Annotated in this window: 19 protein-coding genes; 8 read left to right on the top strand and 11 right to left on the bottom strand. The window is 59.7% G+C overall.

Annotated features, from left to right (window positions below):
* Window positions 1-105: 105 nt before the first annotated feature.
* The 5 genes from ACR0NJ_RS06100 to ACR0NJ_RS06080 all read right to left on the bottom strand — a co-directional run bounded on the left by ACR0NJ_RS06100 (window position 106) and on the right by ACR0NJ_RS06080 (window position 7,096).
* Window positions 106-1,911 (bottom strand): ABC transporter ATP-binding protein, encoded by a 1,806-nt coding sequence (locus ACR0NJ_RS06100; protein WP_480816234.1) that lies wholly within the window; start codon window positions 1,909-1,911, stop codon window positions 106-108.
* Window position 1,912: 1 nt separating this feature from the next.
* Window positions 1,913-2,842 (bottom strand): ABC transporter permease subunit, encoded by a 930-nt coding sequence (locus tag ACR0NJ_RS06095; protein ID WP_480816233.1) that lies wholly within the window; start codon window positions 2,840-2,842, stop codon window positions 1,913-1,915.
* A 10-nt stretch (window positions 2,843-2,852) separates the two neighbouring features.
* Window positions 2,853-3,776 (bottom strand): oligopeptide ABC transporter permease OppB, encoded by a 924-nt coding sequence (gene oppB, locus ACR0NJ_RS06090; protein ID WP_480816232.1) that lies wholly within the window; start codon window positions 3,774-3,776, stop codon window positions 2,853-2,855.
* A 67-nt stretch (window positions 3,777-3,843) separates the two neighbouring features.
* Entirely contained in the window at window positions 3,844-5,472 is a 1,629-nt protein-coding gene (locus ACR0NJ_RS06085) for a peptide ABC transporter substrate-binding protein (protein WP_480816231.1), read from the bottom strand.
* A 388-nt stretch (window positions 5,473-5,860) separates the two neighbouring features.
* Window positions 5,861-7,096 (bottom strand): lytic murein transglycosylase, encoded by a 1,236-nt coding sequence (locus ACR0NJ_RS06080; protein WP_480816230.1) that lies wholly within the window; start codon window positions 7,094-7,096, stop codon window positions 5,861-5,863.
* Between the two features lie 191 nt (window positions 7,097-7,287).
* On the opposite strand from ACR0NJ_RS06080, the gene ACR0NJ_RS06075 reads away from it, so the two are divergent.
* From ACR0NJ_RS06075 to ACR0NJ_RS06060, 4 genes are read left to right on the top strand one after another with little or no spacing between them, the layout of a single operon-like run.
* A complete protein-coding gene (locus ACR0NJ_RS06075) occupies window positions 7,288-8,250 on the top strand; it encodes a cytochrome ubiquinol oxidase subunit II (protein ID WP_480816229.1) in 963 nt (320 codons plus the stop codon).
* Window positions 8,247-10,337 carry a cbb3-type cytochrome c oxidase subunit I gene (locus ACR0NJ_RS06070; protein WP_480816228.1) on the top strand — a complete coding sequence of 697 codons (2,091 nt, stop codon included), beginning with the start codon at window positions 8,247-8,249 and terminating at the stop codon, window positions 10,335-10,337. The genes ACR0NJ_RS06075 and ACR0NJ_RS06070 overlap by 4 nt, the downstream gene beginning before the upstream one ends.
* Entirely contained in the window at window positions 10,334-10,966 is a 633-nt protein-coding gene (locus ACR0NJ_RS06065; RefSeq protein WP_480816227.1) for a cytochrome c oxidase subunit 3, read from the top strand. The genes ACR0NJ_RS06070 and ACR0NJ_RS06065 overlap by 4 nt, the downstream gene beginning before the upstream one ends.
* Window positions 10,959-11,285, top strand: coding sequence for a cytochrome o ubiquinol oxidase subunit IV (locus ACR0NJ_RS06060; protein ID WP_480816226.1), 327 nt, complete (start codon window positions 10,959-10,961; stop codon window positions 11,283-11,285). Before ACR0NJ_RS06065 ends, ACR0NJ_RS06060 begins: the two co-directional genes overlap by 8 nt.
* Before the next feature lie 17 nt (window positions 11,286-11,302).
* Here the strand turns inward: ACR0NJ_RS06060 and crcB are convergent, their stop codons facing one another.
* Together crcB and ACR0NJ_RS06050 are read right to left on the bottom strand one after the other, a co-directional pair.
* Window positions 11,303-11,665: a fluoride efflux transporter CrcB gene (gene crcB, locus ACR0NJ_RS06055; RefSeq protein WP_480816225.1), complete on the bottom strand. Its 363-nt coding sequence runs from the start codon at window positions 11,663-11,665 to the stop codon at window positions 11,303-11,305.
* Window positions 11,662-12,063, bottom strand: coding sequence for a fluoride efflux transporter FluC (locus ACR0NJ_RS06050; RefSeq protein WP_480816224.1), 402 nt, complete (start codon window positions 12,061-12,063; stop codon window positions 11,662-11,664). The genes crcB and ACR0NJ_RS06050 overlap by 4 nt, the downstream gene beginning before the upstream one ends.
* A 206-nt stretch (window positions 12,064-12,269) precedes the next feature.
* On the opposite strand from ACR0NJ_RS06050, the gene ACR0NJ_RS06045 reads away from it, so the two are divergent.
* Window positions 12,270-13,850 carry an FMN-binding glutamate synthase family protein gene (locus ACR0NJ_RS06045; protein ID WP_480816223.1) on the top strand — a complete coding sequence of 527 codons (1,581 nt, stop codon included), beginning with the start codon at window positions 12,270-12,272 and terminating at the stop codon, window positions 13,848-13,850.
* A 27-nt stretch (window positions 13,851-13,877) separates the two neighbouring features.
* Here the strand turns inward: ACR0NJ_RS06045 and ACR0NJ_RS06040 are convergent, their stop codons facing one another.
* From ACR0NJ_RS06040 to ACR0NJ_RS06025, 4 genes are read right to left on the bottom strand one after another with little or no spacing between them, the layout of a single operon-like run.
* Window positions 13,878-14,534 carry an ABC-type transport auxiliary lipoprotein family protein gene (locus tag ACR0NJ_RS06040; protein ID WP_480816222.1) on the bottom strand — a complete coding sequence of 219 codons (657 nt, stop codon included), beginning with the start codon at window positions 14,532-14,534 and terminating at the stop codon, window positions 13,878-13,880.
* Window positions 14,531-15,847, bottom strand: coding sequence for an MlaD family protein (locus ACR0NJ_RS06035; RefSeq protein WP_480816221.1), 1,317 nt, complete (start codon window positions 15,845-15,847; stop codon window positions 14,531-14,533). Before ACR0NJ_RS06035 ends, ACR0NJ_RS06040 begins: the two co-directional genes overlap by 4 nt.
* Window positions 15,848-15,852: 5 nt before the next feature.
* On the bottom strand, window positions 15,853-16,668 hold the full coding sequence (locus tag ACR0NJ_RS06030; RefSeq protein WP_480816220.1) for an ABC transporter ATP-binding protein: 816 nt from the start codon (window positions 16,666-16,668) through the stop codon (window positions 15,853-15,855).
* 1 nt (window position 16,669) lies between these two features.
* A complete protein-coding gene (locus ACR0NJ_RS06025; RefSeq protein ID WP_480816219.1) occupies window positions 16,670-17,794 on the bottom strand; it encodes an ABC transporter permease in 1,125 nt (374 codons plus the stop codon).
* A gap of 214 nt (window positions 17,795-18,008) precedes the next feature.
* Here ACR0NJ_RS06025 and ACR0NJ_RS06020 point away from each other — a divergent pair, with 214 nt between their 5' ends.
* The 3 genes from ACR0NJ_RS06020 (at window position 18,009) to ACR0NJ_RS06010 (ending at window position 22,231) form a co-directional block, all read left to right on the top strand.
* Window positions 18,009-19,538 carry an alkaline phosphatase family protein gene (locus tag ACR0NJ_RS06020; protein WP_480816218.1) on the top strand — a complete coding sequence of 510 codons (1,530 nt, stop codon included), beginning with the start codon at window positions 18,009-18,011 and terminating at the stop codon, window positions 19,536-19,538.
* 126 nt (window positions 19,539-19,664) lie between these two features.
* Entirely contained in the window at window positions 19,665-21,533 is a 1,869-nt protein-coding gene (locus ACR0NJ_RS06015) for a hybrid sensor histidine kinase/response regulator (RefSeq protein WP_480816217.1), read from the top strand.
* On the top strand, window positions 21,530-22,231 hold the full coding sequence (locus tag ACR0NJ_RS06010; protein WP_480816216.1) for a response regulator transcription factor: 702 nt from the start codon (window positions 21,530-21,532) through the stop codon (window positions 22,229-22,231). Before ACR0NJ_RS06015 ends, ACR0NJ_RS06010 begins: the two co-directional genes overlap by 4 nt.
* Window positions 22,232-22,316: the final 85 nt, after the last annotated feature.

Genomic DNA, 22,316 nt, shown 5'->3' with positions numbered 1-22,316 from the left:
GAGCCCAGACAAACGCTGCGATTGGTCCTTAAAGGCGGCTTCTGCCTTGGGTGTCATTACATAGTAGAAGCCCCGAAACCGGCGTTTCGGTTTCGGGGCATTCATTCAGGCGGTTCCCATGATCTGTTCCAGCGGATCGTGTTCAGCTACGAAATGGTCGGGCGAGACTTCGGTCAGCTTGGGAACATAGCTGGTTTCGCCCCCTGTCAACCGACTGGGCAGAAAGCGTAAAGCCGCTTTTGGATCCATGGGCGAAGGCAACTCGCCCGGCAGTTTCAGACGCTGACGGTTGCGTTCGACATCCGGGTCCGGGATCGGCACTGCGGAAATCAGGGATTGTGTATACGGGTGGATCGGTTCGGAACAAATCACCTCGCCATCCCCCAATTCCACGATACGGCCCAGATACAAAACCATAATCCGGTTCGAGATCGCGCGAACGACAGACAAATCGTGGCTGATGAAGATCATCGACAACCCGAATTCCTGTTGCAGTTCGCGCAACAATTCAACGATCTGAGCCTGAATGGACACGTCAAGCGCCGAAACCGCCTCGTCACAGATGATCAATTTGGGTTTGTTGATCATCGCCCGTGCGATGCCGACCCGCTGATTCTGCCCGCCGGACAGTTCGTGCGGGTAGCGGTTGATCATGTTCGCATTCAAACCCACACGTTCCATCATCTCGGCGACCATCTCTTTGCGCTCACGCTCGGTCAGGTCGGGGCGATAGGTCTTGAGCGGTTCGGCAATCGAGGCCGAGATCGTCATCCGTGGATCAAGGCTGGCCAGCGGGTCCTGAAAGACGATCTGCAGATCCTTGCGGTACTTGTTCAACTCGGCCCGTTTCAGCCCCACGATGGGATGGCCCAGCCAGCTTACATTGCCCGCACTGGGTTCGATCAGTTGCAGAACCGCCCGTGCCAATGTCGATTTGCCGCAGCCGGATTCTCCGACGATGCCTAAAGTTTCACCTTTGCGGATGTCAAAGCTGACCCCGTCGACCGCTTTCAGCGGCACTTTCTTCCCGAAAAGCCCACCAGAGACATGGATCGGGAAATGCACTTTGACGTCGTCGACCTTAAGCAATGGGTCTTCTACCTTGGCCAGCGCCTTGGGAGCATCACCAGCGTCGATCCGGGGCATCGCCTCAAGCAGCGTCCGGGTATAGTCGTGCTTTGGCGTGCGGAAGATTTCACGCGTATCACCAGCCTCGACAAATTCACCCATGCGCATGACCTGAATGCGGTCGCACATCCGTGCAACCACGCCCATGTCGTGCGTGATAAGGGCAATTGCGGTGCCTTCGTCCTTTTGCAGGCGCACCATCAGGTCCAGAATGTCGGCCTGAACGGTCACATCCAGCGCCGTTGTCGGCTCATCCGCGATCAGCAGCTTGGGGTTGCACAGCATCGACATGGCGATCATCACGCGCTGGCGCATCCCGCCCGACAGCTCGTGCGGATACTGATCCAGACGGCGCGCAGCCTCGGGGATACGCACACGGTTCAGCCAGTCCAGACAACGTTGGCGGGCGGCAGAGCCCTGCAGGCCCTCGTGAATCTGAAGAACCTCGCGCATTTGCTGGCCGACCCGCAAATGCGGGGTCAGTGCGGTCAGCGGGTCCTGAAAGATCATGCCCACATCGGCACCGCGAATTTGGTTCAGCTTGTTTACGGGCAGGTTCAGAATTTCCTCACCGTTCAGAGTGGCGGAACCCAGTGCCCGCCCCGCAGGCGGCAAAAGTCCCATTGCAGCCATGAAGGTCTGGCTTTTGCCCGACCCGCTTTCGCCCACGATTCCAAGGCATTCGCCGGGGTTGATGTCGAAACTGATGCCTTTGACGGCCTCGACCACACCATCGGGGGTGTCGAACTGGACGCTCAGGTCCTTGACGGAGAACAAACTCATATCAGCGATCCTTCGGGTCCAGAGCGTCACGCAGGCCATCGCCGATGAAGAACATCGTGATGATGATGGTGACGTAGAAAGTCAGCGGGTACATCAACTGCCACAAGGTGCCGTAGCTCATCGTACCGGCCCCTTCGGCGATCAGACGACCCAGCGAGGTGTAGGGTTCCGAAATGCCAAGTCCCAGGAACGAGATAAAGCTCTCGGTCAGGATCATCTCGGGTACCAGCAGCGAGGCATAGACGATCACCACGCCCAGAAGGTTGGGCAGGATGTGACGGTACATGATGGTGAACTCGCTGACACCGGCGGCGCGGGCGGCCTCGATGAACTCGCGGTTCTTGAGCGTCAGGGTCTGCCCACGCACGATCCGCGCCATGGTCAGCCAGCCCACCGCGCCAAGCGCGATGAACAGCATGAAGAACGACCGCCCCGCCACGACAAGCAGCAGAATGATGACCAGCGTGGCCGGGATCGCCAGAAGGATGTCGACAAAGCGCATCATGATGCTATCGGTGCGCCCGCCGATATAGCCAGCGGCGATGCCATAGCAGGTGCCGACGATCAGCGCCGTCGCGGCCCCGATCAGGCCCACCAGCAGCGACGTGGTTGTCGCCTGAATAACTCGGCTGTAAAGGTCGCGTCCCAGATCATCGACACCGAAAAAGTGCCCCGTCTCGACCGAGGGCATCCCCATGCCGCGTACGTCGCCCATGACGTTCCAGTCGATCTCTTCGTTGTTCCAGACCGCGAAATACGGCCCGAAGATGGTAAACAGCACGATCATGCCGAGGATAAAGACACTCGCCATCGCGGCCTTGTTGCGGACAAAACGCATCCGCGCGTCCTGCCAAAGTGATCGCCCCTGAATGACCGTGTAATCGGTGACATCTTCGGCCAGTTGGGCAGCTTTTTGAGATTTTCCAATCATTGCCAGCCCCTCAGTAGCGGATTTTCGGATCGAACCAGGCATAGGCCAGGTCGGTCAGCAGGTTCACGATGACGGTCAGCGTGCCATAAAGGATCGTAACCCCCAGCAGCACCGCATAGTCCCGCGCCAGCGCCGAGTTCACATAGGCCTGACCCAGACCACCGGTCGAGAAGTAGATGTCAACAAAGACCGAACCGGTCAGCACGTAGACGAAGACCGGCCCCAGATAGGACACGACCGGCAGCAGCGTCGGTTTCAGTGCGTGACGCCAGATCACGGTTCTGGTCGGCAGACCCTTGGCCCGCGCGGTGCGGATGAAATTCGAGTTCAGAACCTCGAGCATCGACGACCGGGTGATCCGCGCGATCGAGCCCATATAGGACGTGGCCAGCGCGATCACCGGCATGACCAGATATTGCCACTGGCCGCCATGCCAGCCACCGCCCGGCAGCCAACCCAGCCACAGGGTAAAGGTCAGGATCAGGATCGGGCCCATGATAAAGTTCGGCAGCGCTTGCGCGGCGATGCCCAGACCAACGGCAAAGTAGTCGATCCAGGTATTGTGGCGGATCGCTGCAGCAATCCCCAGCGCGACGCCAATGGCCGTGGCAAACAGAAACGAGAGCGAGCCATAGGTCAGCGAGATCGGAAAGCCTTGTGCGATGATGTCATTCACGTCCCGGTCCTTGAACTTGAAGGACGGGCCAAAGTCGAAATGCACAACGATATTATACAGATAGTCCCAAAGCTGCTTCCACAGCGGCTGGTCCAACCCGTAGCGCGCCTCGATATTGGCCAGCACCTGCGGCGGTAGCGGCCGTTCCGAGGTGAAAGGCCCGCCGGGCGCGACGTGCATCAGAAAAAAGCAGGCAACGACCAGCAGCAGGATCGTCGGAATGGCGACCATCAGCCGCCGGAAACTATAGGCAAGCATTTCATGCCCCCGCGTTTATTGGCCTTGCCCCGGGAGGGTCCCGGGGCAAGGCGTGGTTCAAAGACGATTATTCGGCGAGCTTATAAAGGTTCTTCGAGTACCAGTTCTGCTCGACATTGTTGACAGGCCAGTTCCCCACGTCGCTGTCCATCATGTAGACGCCAGCGTAGTGGTAGATCGGGATAACCGGGGTTTCCTGTGCGATGATGCGCTCTACCTCGGTATAGAGCGGTGCCGGATCGTCCGAGGTTTTGGCCTCTTTCAGCAGTTCGTCAACGCGAGCGTTGTTGAATTTGCCGTCGTTGTAACCCGAATCCGACTGCAGCAGGTCGAGGAAGGTCGAGGCTTCGTTATAGTCGCCACACCATGCGCCACGGGCCAGTTCAAAGTTCTGGTTGCCGCGCTCTTCCAGGAACACTTTCCATTCCATGTTGGCCAGTTCGACATTAACACCCAGCTTTTGCTTCCACATCTGGCTCAGCGCCACGGCGACCTTCTTGTGGTCTTCCGAGGTGTTGTAGACCATCTCGAAGCTTAGCGGATTGTCGGGGCCGTAGCCTGCCTCGGCCAGCAGTTCCTTGGCCAGTTCGTCACGCTCAGCCTGGCTCATCGACGCCATCTCAACCGCCGGGACAGTGAAGCCTGCAGTTGCTTCAGGCGCAAAGGTGTAGGCTTGCGGCTGACCACCGGCCATTACCTTTTCGGTGATGATCGCGCGGTCTACGGCCAGCGACAGGGCCTGACGGACATTGGGGTCCTTGAACGCCTCGGGGCCACCTTCGGACAGGTTGAAGGTGTAGTAGTAGTTACACAGGCGCGGGAAGCTGATCGCTTCTTCGGGATGCTCCTGGCTCAGACGCGGGAACTGACCGGCAGGGATTTCGGTACGGTCCAGTTCGCCTGCCAGATAGCGGGTCAGGGCGACGTTTTCATCGTTGATCACCAGCGACACAACCTTGTCGATGATGGTGTTGCTGTTGTCCCAGTACATCTCGTTGCGCTCACGCACCGACCGTTCCTGCGGCAGATGCTCGGTCAGGACATAGGCACCGTTCGAGACGATGTTTTCAGGCTTGGTCCACGCATCGCCAAATTCTTCGATCACTTTCTGCGGGGCCGGGAAGGTGGTCGAGTGTGTGGTCATTTGCGGGAAGTAAGGCAGCGGTGCGCTCAGGCGGACTTCCAGCGTTTTGTCATCGATGGCTTTGACGCCCAGATCTTCGACAGAGGCATTGCCCGCGATGATTTCGGCGGCGTTTTCAATCGACATCAGTTCCATGAACCACGCATAGGGCGAGGACAGCGCGGGATCGACGGCACGTTTCCAGGCGAAGACGAAATCGCCTGCAGTCACCGGATCACCATTGGACCATTTGGCATCGTCGCGCAGGGTGAAGGTGTAGACGTCTTTTGCGTCATTGACCTCATAGCCGGTGGCAACACCGGGCACCAGATTGCCGTCTTCGTCCTGGTTCATCAGGCCTTCGAACAGGTCGCGCACGATCTCGGCGCCAGAGACATCTTCGACCACCTGCGGGTCGACCGAGCTGTGCTCGTCCAGGATCCGATAGGTAAAGGTCTGGTCCTCCGCCAGCGCTTCACCGGTTACGGGGTGGGTGCCAGCAGCAAAGGCGGCCCCGGTGATCATGGTCGAGGTCAACAGCCCCGCCAGCGAGGTTCGGATTGTTCTGTTCATGTGTTTACTCCCGTTTATTGGTTTCAGAAGCCGCGCCACGACCGTGACGGGGGCTCATCTACCTGTGCGTTTCCGGCATCTGCTTAAGCTGCGCTTTGATCTAGATCGCGGACGGGGCAAAAAATTGCGCCCTCAGTCGCAGGTGGTGTCGGAAAATTAGTTGCGAAAGCTATCTTTCACTGCCGCGGAACGTGCCTTTTTTTGGGCAAAGGTAAAGGGTTTTGGGGGTATTTGTGTGGTCAAAGGTCGATTGACACAGAAACGGGTGGCTCTTTCGAAATAAAATTCTGAAACGCTTCATCATCATGACATTTTCGTGAAGCCTGACATATCAGGGGGGATGAATGGGATCAGAAAAACACCCGCAGGCGGCGAATCAGTTAGGATTCTAGGGGGCGAGTCCGGCCTTCATTCCGGATTCGGGGAAACAGGTGGGCGTCTGGCCCGTTGCCTCTTGCCAGCGCCCGATTGAGCGGCGGGTTTTATAGCCCGGAAGCCCATCGACGCCACCCACATCGTGTCCCTGTTGGACCAGCGCCTGTTGCATGCGGGCAATGTCCGAGCGGTAAAGCCCGCCCACCTTGCCCCAACGCCCGGAGAAATCGCCGACTCCGTATTGGATGCGATCCCCCACATGGCCGACAAACAGCGCGTAAAGGTCGCTCGTGTTGTAATCCTTCAGTACGTAAAAGTTCGGCGTGACTATAAAGGCCGGACCATTGCGGCCCGCTGGCATCATCAAATAGCCCTCTCCGCCCTGTTCATGTGCGGGGAAGGGTTTGCCCGATACACGGGTGATCCCCAATTTCGACCAATCCCGGATGGGTCTGCCCTGGTCCGGACCCTCCAAAGCGCAGGAAACGGTATCAGGTACCGTCACTTCAAACCCCCAATCGCGCCCCGACACCCAGCCATGGCGGGCGAGGTAGTTGCCGATTGAGGCGATGGTATCCTCGGGCGAGCCCCAGATATCGGCCCGCCCGTCGCCGTTGCCGTCTGCGGCATAGGTCAGGAAACTGCTGGGCATGAATTGCGGCTGCCCCAGCGCGCCCGCCCAACTGCTTTTCATGGCCTTGCCCCGAAGATGACCAGCTTCGGCGATCTGAAGGGCTGCGATCAGTTCGGCCTCGAAATAGGCGGCGCGGGTGCTCATGAAGCCTTTGGTGGCCAGAACCTGGAACGCATCGTGCCGGATAGGCACCTGACCATAGGCGCTTTCGCGGCCCCAGATCGCCAGAATTATGCGGGCTGGAACGCCGGTTTCCGCCTCGACCTGCGCCAGTGTGGCCGCATGCCGTTTGGCCATCGTGCGCCCGACCGAGGCCGCCCCCTGCACTGTATTTGCCTTGAAGTACCGGCCCGGAGAGCCGAATTCGGCCTGTCGCTGAGTCTTGAGTGTCTTCGGCGCGCTGCCGGGCGGGACCAGATCGGGCAAGTCCCAGTTCAGCGAAACCCCGCCCAAAGTGGCATCCATGGTCTGGCGCGAGACCCCCTTGGCGCGGGCCTGCGGCCAGACTGTTTTCTGCAGCCAGGTCTGAAACTGCCGCTCGACCGCCGCCCGGTCCTGCGCAAAAGCAGTGCTGGTCAGCAGGGTCAGTCCGAGAAGGAAAAGAAGCGCACGCATGTCAAAATGTCTGTCCCGGTCCAGCAAACAAGTCAACTGAAAGCGGCGAACATACCGTATGCCCGGCAGGCTTAAATTCGAAGTTGAGTGTCCGCCGAATTCGGCAATCACCAGTTACGAAAAGCCCTTGAGAAATTTCCTGTCTCTGCCGATAGTTGGGCGCAACCGGCAGCAGCAGAGGACCGTCAGGCATGGCCACGATCAGAACGTCCCCAGCTTGGGGTCCGATACTGTTGGCCATGATGGTTCTTCTGGCCTCGGTCCAGGGGGCTGGAGCCAGCGACAGTTTCATGGACCCGCAAGGCCCGATTGCAGCGGTGCAGAAAACCCATCTGCTGCGGGCGACGGCCCTGATCATGATCGCCGTTGTGCCGGTTCTGGTTCTGGTGCCGCTGATCGCGCTGCGCTATCGCCGCCGCAAGGGCGGTGGAGCAGCCTACAGACCCAAATGGGATTTCTCGGGCCCGTTGGAATTCGTCATGTGGGGCGTGCCGGTCGTGATTGTCGCCATTCTGTCTTTTTATCTGTGGAAGGCAACGCATCGGCTCGACCCCTACGCTGCGCCGTTTGGTGAGGAGCCCGCATTGCGGGTGCAGGTGGTGGGTCTGGATTGGAAGTGGCTGTTCATCTACCCCGATCTGGGCATTGCCAGCGTGGGCGAGTTGGGTATTCCCATCAAGCAGCAGGTCGCCATGACTCTGACGACGGATACGGTGATGCAGTCCTTCATGATCCCGGCGCTTGCGGGGCAGATTTATGCGATGCCGGGGATGACCACGCAACTGCATCTGGTCGCGGATGTACCCAAAACCATGCAGGGCGAGAACACGCAATATAATGGCCGCGGTTTCACCAAACAGAAATTTCTGACCCAGGCCATGCAGCCTCAGGACTTCAACGCCTGGGTCGAAAGCGTGCGCACCCACGGCATCCCCCTGACGGATGAGACTTACCGAACGCTCGCCATGCGCACCGACCGGGATGAGGTGCAGGCGGCCTTGGGAACAGAACTCATGCCGCTGCATGCGCTGTATTTCACGCTGGAAGAGGGGGATTTGTTCCACTCCATTCTGCACCGCTATCACAGCGGCGAACCTCTGCCGCAGGACCAGCAACCCGGAACCACCGCCTATGGGCAGGAGGCAAGCCAATGACCACTGCCGATACCGGTTTCTTTGGCCGCCTGACATGGGATGCGTTTCCCGTCGCGGGTCTGATCCAAAACCCCGGCGCGAATGAGATCATCGCCAACGCCGCCGCTGCGATTGTGATCGTGGGCGTTATAGCCGTGGTCGGACTGCTGACATGGTTCCGGCTGTGGGGGCAACTCAGGCGCGACTGGTTGACCAGCGCAGATCACAAAAAGATCGGCATTATGTATATCGTCTTTGCGATCGTGATGCTGGCACGGGGGGTGCTGGAGGGCGTGGTCATGCGCGCGCAACAGGCCGCAGGGCCGGGCGATGGCTTCCTTGAACCGGAACATTTCGCCGAACTGTTCAGCACGCATGGCACAATCATGGTGTTCTTCGTGGCCGTCCCTTTTGTCTTCGGCGTGGCGAACTACCTCCTCCCGCTGATGATCGGTGCCCGCGATGTTGCCTTCCCGGTGATGAACCAGATGAGCCTCGGCCTGACCGTCTCGGCTGGCATGATGCTGATGGTGTCGCTGGTGGTGGGCGAATTCTCGACCGGCGGCTGGACCGCCTATCCGCCCTATACTGGGGCAGCGTTCAATCCGGGCGTGGGGCCGGACTACTGGATCTGGGCGATCGTGGTCTCAGGCGTCGGAACGACGCTGACCGGCATCAACTTTGCGGTGACGATCTACAAGCTGCGCGCGCCGGGGATGAAGTTCATGCGGCTGCCGATGTATTGCTGGACGATCATCTGCAGCTCGATCCTGATCATCTTTGCCATGCCGCCGCTTGGCGTCGCCGCACTTTTGCTGGCGGCCGACCGCTATCTGGATTTCCACTTCTTCACCAATGACCTTGGCGGCAACATGATGAACTACGCCAACCTGTTCTGGCTGTTCGGCCACCCCGAGGTCTATCTGCTGGTCCTGCCTGCCTATGGCATCTATTCCGAGGTTTTCGCCACCTTCTCAGCCAAGCGCCTTTATGGCTATAACTCGCTGGTCATCGCCACCATGTCGATTGCGGTGTTGTCGTTCACCGTCTGGCTGCACCATTTTTTCACCATGGGCCAAAGCGCGCTGATCAACGCGGTCTTCGGCATCGCGACGATGCTGATCGCCATCCCCACCGGTGTGAAGGTCTATGACTGGATGGCGACTCTTTGGCGCGGGCGCATCCGGTTCTCGGTTCCGATGCTCTACGGGCTGTCCTTCCTGATGCTGTTCGTCATCGGCGGGCTCAGCGGCGTGGTGCTGGCCAATCCGACTGTCGACTATCAGGTGCACAACACCCTGTTTCTGGTGGCCCACTTCCACAACGCGCTTCTGCCCGGCGTGCTGTTTGGCCTGCTCGCAGCCTTCAACTATTGGTTCCCCAAAGCGTTCGGCTTCCGTCTGAACGAGTTCTGGGGCCGCGTCTCGGTCTTCTGCTGGACCGTCGGTTTCCTGCTAACCTTCATGCCGCTTTATTTCGTCGGTCTGATGGGCATGCCGCGCCGGTCGTTCAGTTGGGAGGACCCGAGTTTTCACCCCTATATGATCACCGCCGTCATCGGCGCGCTGGTGATTACCTGCGGGCTCTTCTCGATCCTGATCCAGCTTTGGGTCAGTATCCGCGACCGCGAGAAAACCCGTGTGCCCGTCGGCGACCCGTGGGACGGGCGGACGCTGGAATGGTCGATCCCGTCGCCGCCGCCGCCCTATAACTTCGCGATTATCCCGCAAGTCACCGACCGCGACGACTTTGCCGCCGCCAAGGAACGCGGCACGGCTTACCCAACGCCGGACGCGTATGAGGATATCGAAATGCCGCGCAACACGGGCATCGGCTTCATCCTCTGCGTGCTCAGCGGTGTCTGGATGTTCGCGCTGGTCTGGTGGATCTGGTGGCTGGCTGCGCTGATGACCGTGGCCATGATCCTCGCCATCATCATCTGGAGCTTCGACACCAGCACCGAAATCATCATCCCCGCTGAAGAGGTTCGTAAGGACCACGAGGCCTGGCTGGCGCTTGTCCACAGCACCGCAGCCGTGGACCGCGACGACGAGGCCGCCCCGGAAAACCGCGGCCTTGCCCGCCCGGACATGGAGGCCGTGACATGAGGCGCGCGCCCAAGCACAGCTATCCCGGCATAAATCTGGGAGAAGATCACGCCAGCGCCGACAAGGCGTCCGAGGTCGTTACCTTCGGCTTCTGGGTGTTTCTGATGAGCGATCTGGTCTATTTCGGCCTGATGTTCGCCATCTACATCACTATGATCGACGCGCAGGCAGGCGGACCGGGGCCGCATGAGCTGTTCGACCTGAAAAGCATCTTTGCCCAGACCATGATCCTGCTGACCAGCAGCCTTACCGTTGGGCTGGCCATGCTGGCGCTTAAATACAACCTTCCTCGCGCCCGCATCGTGCTGTGGTTCGGCATTACATTGTTGTTGGGCCTCAGCTTTCTGGTGCTGGAAATTCGCGATTTCATGGCCATGGCCGAAAAGGGAGGCATCCCGCAGCGCAGCGGGTTCCTGTCCGCGTTCTACGGCCTTGTACCGTTGCATGGCCTGCATGTTGCGGCGGGGTGTTTGTGGCTGATCGTGCTGGGGATACAGCTAAGGGTCTTTGGCCTGACCGATCTGTTGATGTCCCGCGTGGTCCGGCTGGCGCTGTTCTGGCACTTCCTTGATCTGATCTGGATCGGCATCATCACCATCGTTTATTTCGGAGGGCTCACCTATGGATAAGCGGACCGAAATGCACCGGCGCGAGCGTCGGAGGTATGTTATCGGTTATGGCGGCTCATTGATCCTGACCTTGGCGATGTTCGGGATCGCGCAGAGCTTTGGTCTCGAAACGATCGGGGTGTACCTGACCCTCAGCCTGTTGGGTCTGTCGCAACTGATCTTTCAGCTTGTTTACTTCCTGCATATCGACCGCCGCCGCAGCAGCCGCGAGGATCTGGACCTGATCCTGTTTTCGACACTTGTTCTGCTGATCATCATCCTCGGGACCGTCTGGATCATGGGCAATCTGGCGATCCGCATGCATATGCACGCAATGTAGCGGGTGGCAGAACGTGGTCAACGCGTCAGGGTCAATCCAAGCCACAGCGCGAACCAGCACAGGGCGAGGCTGATCAGGATGTTACCGACCGCCAACGCCAGTGTGCGTTCCCGGCGCAGTTCCAGCGATTGATAGGCAAAACTTGAGAAGGTGGTGAAGCCCCCGCAAAACCCAAAGACCAGCCGTTTTTCTTCCTCGCCCATCTCGACCGGCCCGCCCAGATACCCGATCCAAAGCCCCAGTAGTAGGCTGCCCAGCACGTTCACAATCAATGTGGAAAACGGCAGATCGTGGTTCACCTTCAAGGCCAGCCAGTGCCGCAGAACCGCGCCCAGACCGCCGCCAAGGCCAAACATTGCGTGCAGATAAAGCTCGGTCATTCTGTACCTCGTCCGGAATGGAACCGGCGGCCCAGGGCTTCGCCCAGAATCGCTGCGGCAAGGCCAAAGACGATCTCAAGCCCCGCAGCGGTTGAGGCGGCCCAGACATGGCTTTCTGCCAGCCGCTCCAACTCGGCCACGAACGAGGAAAAGGTCGACAGCCCGCCGCAAAACCCCACCGCCCCCAGATGCAGCACATGCGCATGCACCCGGTGACGCACGGAATAAAGCCAGCCCAGTATAAAACAGGCCACCACGTTGATGCCAAAGGTTGCCGTCAGGAAGGGCAGGCCGGGCAATTCCAGCGAGAACGCCTCTCGCAGCAGTGACCCGATGGCCCCGCCGATGAAAACCGCCAGAAACATCAGGGTTCGGCTTTTGAATGCGGGTTCTGCCAACGGGTTCAGCCTTGTTGTGCGTCAGCATCGGCATACCGGTTGCCCTGCGTCGGATCAACCGGGGTCCAACCCCTTAACAGCGCTTCACAATTCCGCTGGTCGCAGAAACGCGGCGCACAAACGCTTGCAATCAAACGGCCTGTTGCTTCACGGTGGGCCTGTCAACACAGGCACGCCCATCCGGCGCCCCCAAAAGGAGAACAGGCATGATTGTTCGCAGGCTCTATTATTTCCTGAGTTACGTGTGTCTGCCGCTGGTGGTGATCTGGGGCGTGTTCTGGGCCCCCGCATGGTGGCTGCTGATCTTTCTGGTGCCCTATGCCGTGATCGGCCTTTATGACATGCTGACCACCAAGCACAATGTTTTGAACAACTACCCTGTGCTGGGCCATTTCCGGTACATGCTGGAATTTGTCAGCCCGGAAATCCGGCAGTACTTTGTTGAGACCAACGAAAGCGGTCGTCCGTACAACCGCATTATCCGGGGCTTGGTTTATTCGCGTGCCAAAGGGCAGGTGGATACGCAGGCCTTCGGTACCCAATACGATATCATGACCGTGGGCTATCACCGGGCCAACCATTCGCTCGCCCCCAAGGAAGTGCCCGAAAGCGAAGAGCGTATCATGCTGGGCGGCCCGCAATGCGAAAAGCCCTATGACGCGTCGCGGCTGAATGTCTCGGCCATGAGCTTCGGGGCGCTCAGCGCCAATGCGATCCGGGCCCTGAACGGCGGGGCCAAGGATGGCGGTTTTGCCCACAACACGGGTGAGGGCGGGTTGTCTCCGCATCATCTGGCCGAGGGCGGAGATATTATCTGGCAGATCGGCACCGGCTATTTCGGCTGCCGCACGGCTGACGGGGGTTTTGACAAGGACGCCTTTGCCGAAAAGGCCAAAAAGGATGTGGTCAAGGCGATTGAGATCAAGCTGTCACAGGGGGCCAAACCCTCGCACGGTGGGGTTTTGCCCGCGGCGAAGGTCGATAAGGAAATTGCCGAAATCCGCGGCGTGCCCGAGCATCAGGATGTCATTTCCCCACCCATTCATAAAGCATTCGAAGGCCCGACCGGCCTGATGCACTTTGTGCAGCATCTGCGAGAGATGTCGGGCGGCAAGCCCATCGGGTTCAAGCTGTGTATTGGCCAACCGTCCGAGTTCATGGCGATCTGCAAAGCCATGTTAGAGACCGGCATTCTCCCCGATTTCATCACCATCGACGGGTCCGAAGGTGGCACCGGTGCTGCCCCGGTCGAATTCACCAACCGTCTGGGTATGCCGCTGAATGAGGCGCTGATCTTTGTGAACAACTGCCTGCGCGGGGTCGGCTTGCGCGACAAGATCCGCATCATCTGCTCGGGCAAGGTGGCAACCGGGTACGATATGGTCGAAAAGTTCGCTCTTGGGGCGGATATGTGCAACGCGGCGCGGGCCATGATGTTTGCGGTCGGCTGTATTCAGGCCTTGCATTGCAACACGAACCGCTGCCCGTCCGGCGTGGCAACGCAGGACCCGATCCGGGGGCGGGCGGTGAATGTGCCGCAAAAACGCCAGCGGGTGCATCGTTTTCATGATGCCACGCTGGAAAGTTTCCGCGAACTGCTGGGCGCGATGGGTAAGGAAAAGGTCGCAGACCTGCGACCGGGGGACATCCGCCGTCGCACAGCGGATGAGCGCGAGCGGTCTTACGCCGAACTGTACACCTTCATCGAAGAGGGTGCTTTGTTGTCGGATGCCGTTCCTGACGAATTCGCGTCGGACTGGAATCGGGCCTCGGCAGATCATTTCTGATCCGACGATCCCGATTTAAAGCACCGCTTAACTGGGCGACGAACGCGGATTATTCGCGGCGTGGGTATTGATTCTGCGAATGCTCCACTCCACCGCATCCCGCATGGTCTTGCCAAGGGCGATGTCGAAAGCCTCGACCAGATCGTCTGTCTTGTCGCTGGCCGACACTACAAATTCCTGAAAGGAATCAGAGGCGATGATCTTGTCTTCGTATTCGTCGATGATCTTGATGTTCATGCGCACTTCGACCCGTACGGTTTTCGAGTCTGCGGTTTCCCCGACCACGATCCCCTGAAATTCGCGCAGGTCCGGGACAATGACGTAATCGGCACGCAGGCCGACGATAGAGCGGCCAACGGCCGCCACTTTCCCGGAATTCTCATAACTCTCGACCAGCAGCGCCTGAACGATGAGCGGCGCGCGGTCCACCCATCGGGCCTGTGGCAGATACTGTACCTGCAGTGCCGTCGGCTGAATCGCGATCTGATCGGTATTGACCGCGGCCGTTGCGGTCGGTTCCTGCACGACGATCTGTTTCCGGATGCGCGGCAGCGAGGACGAGAACGTGCTCTTGGGCGTCAGCAGATACAGGTCATTTGGTTTAGAGGCCTGCCGGAGCGTATCCAGACCGGTGCACCCGGCAAGCGCTGCAAACATCAGTGGTATGAGTAGCGGCCTGATCATTGACGGAACTCCGATGCTTGGGTGCCCAGAAGGAAGCGTGCCGGGTCACGCTCGACCTTGTCTACAAGGCGATCGAGGCTGATGACAAGCCGCTGGGATTCTTCGATAAACCGGACGAATTGCGGCAGGCCCACGCGCAGGAAATCCGACACCTGACGGCGGTTGGCTTGCACGATGCCGTCGATGGTGCCCAAAAGCTCGGATGCCGAGTTTGAGGCGCTAAGCACATTGTCGGAAATCGAATCCAACTTGTCCGTGATGTTCGAAACGGTCTCGGCCACCTGATTGGCCGCATTGCGGATATCTTCCGCCACTGGTGCAACGTCCTCATCAATCACCCGGTTGGCCGTGTCGAACGCCTGCTGGGCTGAGGCCAGCGTCGCCTTAGCTGAATCCATCGTCGCGGTGATAGAACCCAGTGTGGTGTTTGCGTTGAGCACGGTTTCGGTCACTACCCCCAGACTCACGCTGGCTTCGTCCGACAGGCGGGTCAGCCGCTCCGCCAATTGCGAGCCCTTTTCGATAAAGGGTCTGACGTCTTCGGCGATGACCTGATTTGCCGTCTGCAGCGTTTCCTGAGCCTGATCCAGCGCCCCTTTCGCGGACTCTGAAGCTGTCTTGACGCTTTTCAGCGTTTCGGTTCCCGTCTCAAGCGTGGTCTCAGCCGTTTCGATCATTGGCTCCAGGCGCTTGGTGAAATCACCGATATTTTGGGCTGCCTCACTGATATTGCCCGACACGGTCTCAAAATCCGTCATCGTCTTGTCCAGCCGACCTGTGGCCGAGGCCAGATTGTCCAGAATTTCGGACACCGATTGCCGATTTTTCTCATCTACAACCGAGTTCAACTTTTCCAGTAGCGAGACCGCTTCGTCCAGCACCTTGGGCGCGCCTTCGAACAGGGATTGTATGGTGCTGCGCTTGCTTTTGATCACACTGTCCTGCGGCAACCGTTCGCCCGAGGCGGACCCGCCCGTCAGTTCCACGTAGCCCACACCGGTCACGCCCAGTGACTGCAACTGGGCAATCGTTTGGTCCGTGATCGGAATATCCGCATCCACTTCGATGCGCACACGTACCTTCGATGGGTCGTCTTCATCCAGATTCAGCGAAATCACCTGTCCGACCGGCAGGCCGTTGAAGCTGACACCGCCAGCGGCGGACAGACCCGAGACATTGTCGAACAGCACATCGTAGTAAGCGTATTGGCGGGTCACCTCGAATTTGACGAGCCACAGGAAAAAGGCGAACACACTCAGAATACCCGCAAGGGTGAACGCGCCGATCAGAATGTAATTCGCCCGGGTTTCCATTGCCTTTACCTGTCCTGCCCCTTCTCTTGCGCCGCGCGGGCGCGGGGGCCTGTGAAGTATTCCTGAACCCAAGGGTGATCGACCTTGGTCATGTCCTCTATCGGACCTTCAACCAGGACGCGTTTTTCTGCAAGTACCGCAATGCGGTCGCAAATCGCATAAAGGCTGTCCAGATCATGCGTGACCATGAAAACCGTCAGGCCAAGCGCGCTTTGCAACTCGCCGATCAACTCATCATATGCGGCGGCCCCGATGGGGTCCAATCCGGCGGTGGGTTCGTCCAGAAACACGATCTCGGGGTCCAGGGCCAGCGCCCGCGCCAGGGCCGCGCGTTTGCGCATGCCGCCGGACAGCTCCGACGGAAATTTGCCACAGCTCAGTTGCGGCAACCCGACCAGACTGATTTTCAGGGCCCCAAGCGCCTCCATCAGGTTCTCGCTGATCCCGGTATGTTCGCGAAGCGGGGCCATGACGTTTTGCAGTACGCTCAGCGAGGAAAACAGCGCCCCATCCTGAAAGGCCACGCCCCAGTGCCGTTCGATCCGCCGCCTGTTTGCCTCGGGGCCGTTCAGCACGTCGACGCCCAGAACCTCAATACTGCCCGCAGCCGGTTTGTTCAGCCCTACAATCGTACGCAGCAGCACCGATTTCCCGGTCCCTGATCCACCGACGACGCCCAGCACCTCGCCCCGCCAGACATCGAGATTCAGGTTGTCGTGAACCACCTGCTCTCCGAACTGGTTTCTCAGGCCGCGCACCCGGATCACCGCTTCGCGCTGCGCGCCGGTCTGTGTGCTTTGCTGTTGAACCGTGCCATCCATGTCAGACGCCGATCTCAGAGAAGAAGATCGAAAACAGCGCGTCGATGGCGATCACCATGAAAATGGATTGCACGACCGAGGCGGTGGTTCTTTGTCCCACACTTTGCGACGATCCCTTGACCTGCATCGCCTGCCAACAGGCGATCACACCAATGGTCACCGCAAAAAACGGCGCTTTGATCAGGCCGATTGCCAATTGCCAGCCGTCGGTGTTTTCGTTCAGCCGGGTGATGAACATGCCGGGGCTGACGCCCAGATCAATCCAGCTCATCAATGCGCCACCGAACAGGCCCGCTATGTCGGCCACGAACCCGAGAATGGGCAAGGTGATCAGCAGGGCCAGCACGCGCGGAATGACCAGCACCTCAATCGGGTCCAGGCCGAGGGTGCGCATCGCGTCGATCTCTTCCTGCACCTTCATCGACCCGATTGAGGCGGTAAATGCCGAACCCGAACGGCCCGCGACGATGATGGCGGTCAGTAGGATGCCCAATTCCCGCAGGATAGAGATCGAGATCAGCTCGACCACAAAAATCTCGGCCCCGAACTGTTTCAACTGCGTGGCCCCTTGAAAGGCCAGCACGACGCCGATCAGAAAGCCCATTAGGGTTACGATGGGCAGGGCTTTGAACCCCGTCTCCTCCATATGTGTGACCAGCGCCGCCCGGCGAAGCCGCCAGGGCATCACGAGGGTGCGCGCCAGCCGGTGCAGCGTCAGGCCCAGAAATTCGAGCATGGACAGGGTGTCTTTCCACCCCCCGGCCGTTCGCTCGCCAACATGTTCAACCCAGTCGGTAAAGCTGCGCGGCGGGGCGAGGGTTCCGGCGTCATCGGGGATGTTTTGCGATACGGTGTCGATCAGCGCCGCATGGGCTGGCTGAACCCCCTGAAACTGCAACTGCGCGCCGTTCGCGGTAAACCGCCGCGCCAGATCGGCAACCAGCCAGGCCCCGCCTGTGTCCAGCGCTTCGACATCCGACAAATCCAGCGTGACCTGACCCGAGCCCGGGCGCACGGCGGAAAAGGCGGCCTCGACCGAGGCCAGGGATCGCGTCAGCATTTCGCCGGCAATCTGCACATTTGTGCCGTCGGCGGTCTGCTCGGATGTGATTGTCGGTGCCGTCATGAGGACATGTGAAGTGAAATACGGTTGCGCTGCAACGGGTTTATGTGGCCCAACCGGGAATTGACCAGACAAGATTGCGTTCGGGCGACACTGGTCAGGGGTCGGGCACTCTATCGGATGTTTGCTTGAATTACGGCCTGACTATTCTGTTGCGCGGGCGTTGGAACCGCTCCAAAGTCCGCGTCGAAATACGGGGTGCGGAATCGGGGATTTCATGGATCACGCGGGAAATGTTCTGTTCATAATCATCGACCAATTGCGGGCCGATTGCCTGAACGGTGCTTTGGCGGAGCATGTGGAGTTACCCAACCTGCGGGCGTTCATGGACGAGGCTGTCACTTTCACACGCCATTTCTCGGTCACGAACCCCTGCGGCCCGTCGCGCGCGTCGATACTGACCGGACAATATGCGATGAATCACCGGTCTGTGCGCAATGGCACGCCGCTGCGCCACGACACGCCAAACATCGCGACCGAGATGCGCAAGGCCGGGTATTTTCCGATGCTTTTTGGCTATACCGATACCTCGGCAGATCCGCGCGTGCATGATCCGAATGACCCGGTGCTCCGGTCCTACGAACAGCCGATGACCGGCTTTCTCGAAGTCCTCGAAATGCGGCTCGAGGAATCCTATCCCTGGCAGGCCTATCTGATGGACAAGGGATACAGTTTCGACACCTACTGGGACGTCTACAAACCCGTGTCTCCAACAGGCGGTACGCCCAGGTTGAACGATCCCGCGCTGTACAAGGCCGAGCACAGCGACACAGCCTTTCTGACCGACGAGTTCCTGCGCAACATCGCGCCGCGCCGGGGAGAGGGCTGGTTCGCGCACCTCACCTATATCCGCCCCCATCCGCCGCTGGTCGCGCCCGCGCCCTACAACGACATGTATGACCCGGCACAGGTGCCGCTGCCTGCGCGGCTTGGCCAGGAGGACGAACGCGACCTGCACCCGTTTTTCGGGCCCGCGCTTGATACCCAAACCGCCCGAGACTTCGTGCACGGATTTTCTGAGGTTGACCCGACCGATGACAACATCCGCGCCTTGCGGGCCGTTTATCTGGGTTTGGCGACCGAGGTCGACCACCATATCGGTCGGGTGATCCAGTACCTCAAGGACAGCGGTCAATATGACGACACGCTGCTGGTGATCACGGCGGACCACGGAGAGATGCTGGGGGATCGGCACAGCTGGGGCAAGATGACGGTCTTTGACGCGGCCTATCACACGCCGCTGATGATCCGCATGCCGGGCAATCAGGCGCAGGCCGGGGCCTCGGTCGCGGTGCCGACGGAATCCATCGATATAACGCCCACCATTCTGGACTGGGTGGGCCAGCCGGTCCCGAACGCGATGGATGGACGATCTCTGCTGCCATTACTGCAGGGAAACACACCCGAAGACTGGCGCAGCTATTCCTTCAGCGAACTGGATTTTTCGAAACCTGAAAAGCCGACCTTGTGGCAGCAAAGGCTGGGCACGGGGAACAGCGAGTCCTGTCTGGGCATTCTGCGCGATGACCGCTTCACCCTGATTGAATTCGCCGCCGATCTGCCGCCCATTCTGTTCGACCATCAGGGCAGCGGAGAGTTCGAGAATGTAGCCCAAAAGCCCGAATTTTCCGCAGACCTCGCGCGTTTGGGGCGGCAGATGTTGCGCCACCGGATGCGGAACATGGATCACACGCTGTCGCTGCACTCGATCACGGCGCAGGGCGCGACGTCCCGGTCCCGGTATTAGGTGAGCCGGTAAACACGGGCCGAACGGGTTTCCTGCCCCAAGACCCCTACACCTGCACCCATTCTGATGTTACGCCTGAGCCAGCGGAGGGCTGAGTTGGACATCTCTGAACAGCGGATAAAGGCGATGACAACCGCCGGTCTGAACCTGATCGGTCAGGCCCTGTCGATCTGTGACAGCGATCTGCGCCTTGTGGTCAGCAATCGGCGCTATCAGGAGATGTTCGATCTGCCGGATGCGCTGGTGCAGCCCGGTGCGTTGTTTGCCGATACGATCCGCTTCATCGCAGAGCGGGGCGAATACGGCGACGACGTGGATGTCGATGAGGTCGTGCACCAGCGCGTCACCCAAGCCCTGGCGTTCGAGCCGCATTATCTGGAACGGGTCAGGCCGAACGGGCAGGTCATCTCGGTCGAGGGCGCTCCGCTGCCGCAGGGAGGCTGGGTCGCGGTGTACACAGACATCACGCGCACCAAACGGGCCGAAGACCTGCTGCGGGCGCGGTCCGAGGAACTGTCCGATCAGGTTCTCAGCCACGCCGAGGAGCTTTCGGCCGCAAACCGGCAGTTGGCGGCAACCAACTCGGCGCTGGAAGAGGCCAAGCGCGAACTGACCGAGATCGAAGCACGCACGCGCATGACGACCGAGATGATGCCCGCCCATATCGCGCATCTGGATGGCGAGGGGCGCTATGACTACTCCAACCGCCGGCTCAGTTCGGTTCTGCCAAGCCGCCCGTCGGATATCCTCGGCATGCATATCTCGGACGCGCTGGGGGCCAATGCCTTCGCGCGGGTTGGGCCCCATCTGCAAAAGGCGTATGACGGTGAAACCTCGGTCTTTGAGTTCACTGAAGATCAGGACGCGCGGCGTATCCGGGTTTCCTTCACCCCGGATGGGGCGGGGGGCGTCTATGTGATGTCGGTGGACATCACCGAAGAAACACAGGCCCGTGTGGCCCTGCAACAGACCCGCCGCCGCGCTTTGGCGGCGCAGATGACCAGCGGATTGGCGCATGATTTTTCAAACCTGCTGACCATCATACTGGGCATGCAGGCCAAGCTGGACAGGATGGACCTGCCGGACAATGCAAAAGAACTGATCGCAGCCACCCAGCAAACCGCGCGGCGTGGCGGGCAATTGCTGAACCGCATCGCGGATATGACGGGAAATCGAACGCCTCAGCCCCAGGCGACCGACATGAAGGGCCTGCTTGAAGATCTGCGGGTTCTTGCGTCCCCATCCCTTCCGCGCGGCATGGGTTTATCTGTTGTCAACAACCTGCCGGACCAGGTGCTGATGCTGGATCCCGGCATGCTGCAGGATGCCCTTCTGAACCTTATTCTGAATGCCCGGGACGCCTGCGGGACCACTGGTCAGATTACAATCAGCGCCCATGCCGTCGGAACGATCTGGATCGAGATCGCCGTATCCGATACCGGGCCTGGTTTTTCGTCCGAAGCGTTGGACAAGGCGCTTGACCCGTTCTTCACTACCAAAGGCAGCGAGGGTTCGGGGCTGGGTCTGCCCATGGTTTACGACACGGTCAAGCTGGCTGGTGGAGGCCTGAATATGCGCAACACACCGTCCGGCGCGTCCGTCGTTCTGCGACTTCCCTACCGACCTGCGCCACCGGTGCAGGAAGGGCTGGTTCTGCTGGTCGAAGACGATGCCGACCTGCGCGGTCAGTTCCGGGATATGCTTGTCGAACTGGGTTATTCGGTGATCGAAGCGACATCCGTTGACGAGGCGCTTGCGCTGGCCCGGGATGTGGAAGACATCGTTTTGGTGCTGTCCGACGTTCTGTTAGAAGGCAAAGGCACAGGGCTTGATCTGTCGAAATCAATCGGGTCGGGGCTGCCCTGCATCCTGATGACATCGCTTCCGCCCTCGGACCTTCTGTATCGCCAGGCGCTTACCCTTGCGCCAGTGTTGCGAAAACCGTTTACACAGGCGCAGCTATCCGCCCTGATCCGATCCGAGACGATTTCATGACCCAACCGCTGGTGACCATTCTCGACGATGAGCCCGAAATTCGACGGATTCTTACGGATACGCTCGAAGATGCGGGCTTTCGAACACAGAGCTTCTCGCGAGCGCGGGAATTTGAGGCGGCGCTGAACAGCGTCACACCCGATGTGTGTCTGGTTGACCTGTCCCTGCCGGACACGGATGGGCTGGCCCTGGTTCACCGGCTGGCGCTGGAACAAGGGGCCGCGGTCATTATCATTTCCGGTCGCGCTCAGGTGCAGGATCGTGTGACAGGGCTTGAATTGGGGGCGGACGACTACATCACCAAACCTTTTGACCCGGCTGAAGTTGTCGCGCGCATCCGTGCAAGATTGCGCTCGCCGCAGGCGCGGACTGCGCGTTCTGATGTGGCGCAGTTCAATGGTTGGACCGCCCATTTCGACCGGTATGCCCTTGAAAATGAGAATGGGGCCGAAACAACCTTCAGCCATGCAGAAGGCGAAGTTCTACGGCTGTTTCTGGAAAGCCCGAAGAGGCTGATCAGCCGCGCCCAGATGCAGGAAACACTGGGGGGCGCGGCGGGTGAGAGTTTCGACCGTGCGATGGACGTGCGGATTTCACGCTTGCGCACCAAGCTGGGTGAAGACCCCAAAAACCCCCGGTTGATCAAGACCATTTATGGGGCGGGCTATATCTTTCTCGGCGACGTAAATTGGCGGTGAGCGCCGGATCATTCGGCGCGCTTTTTCTCCGGCACACCCGATACTGCGGGTGTTCAGCGCAACACATCAGACCCCGTGAAGCCGG

It is taken from the genome of Ruegeria sp. F11 (assembly GCF_056533855.1).
The sequence above is the reverse complement of the archived record's forward strand: the minus strand, read 5'-3'. Positions and strand labels throughout refer to the sequence as shown.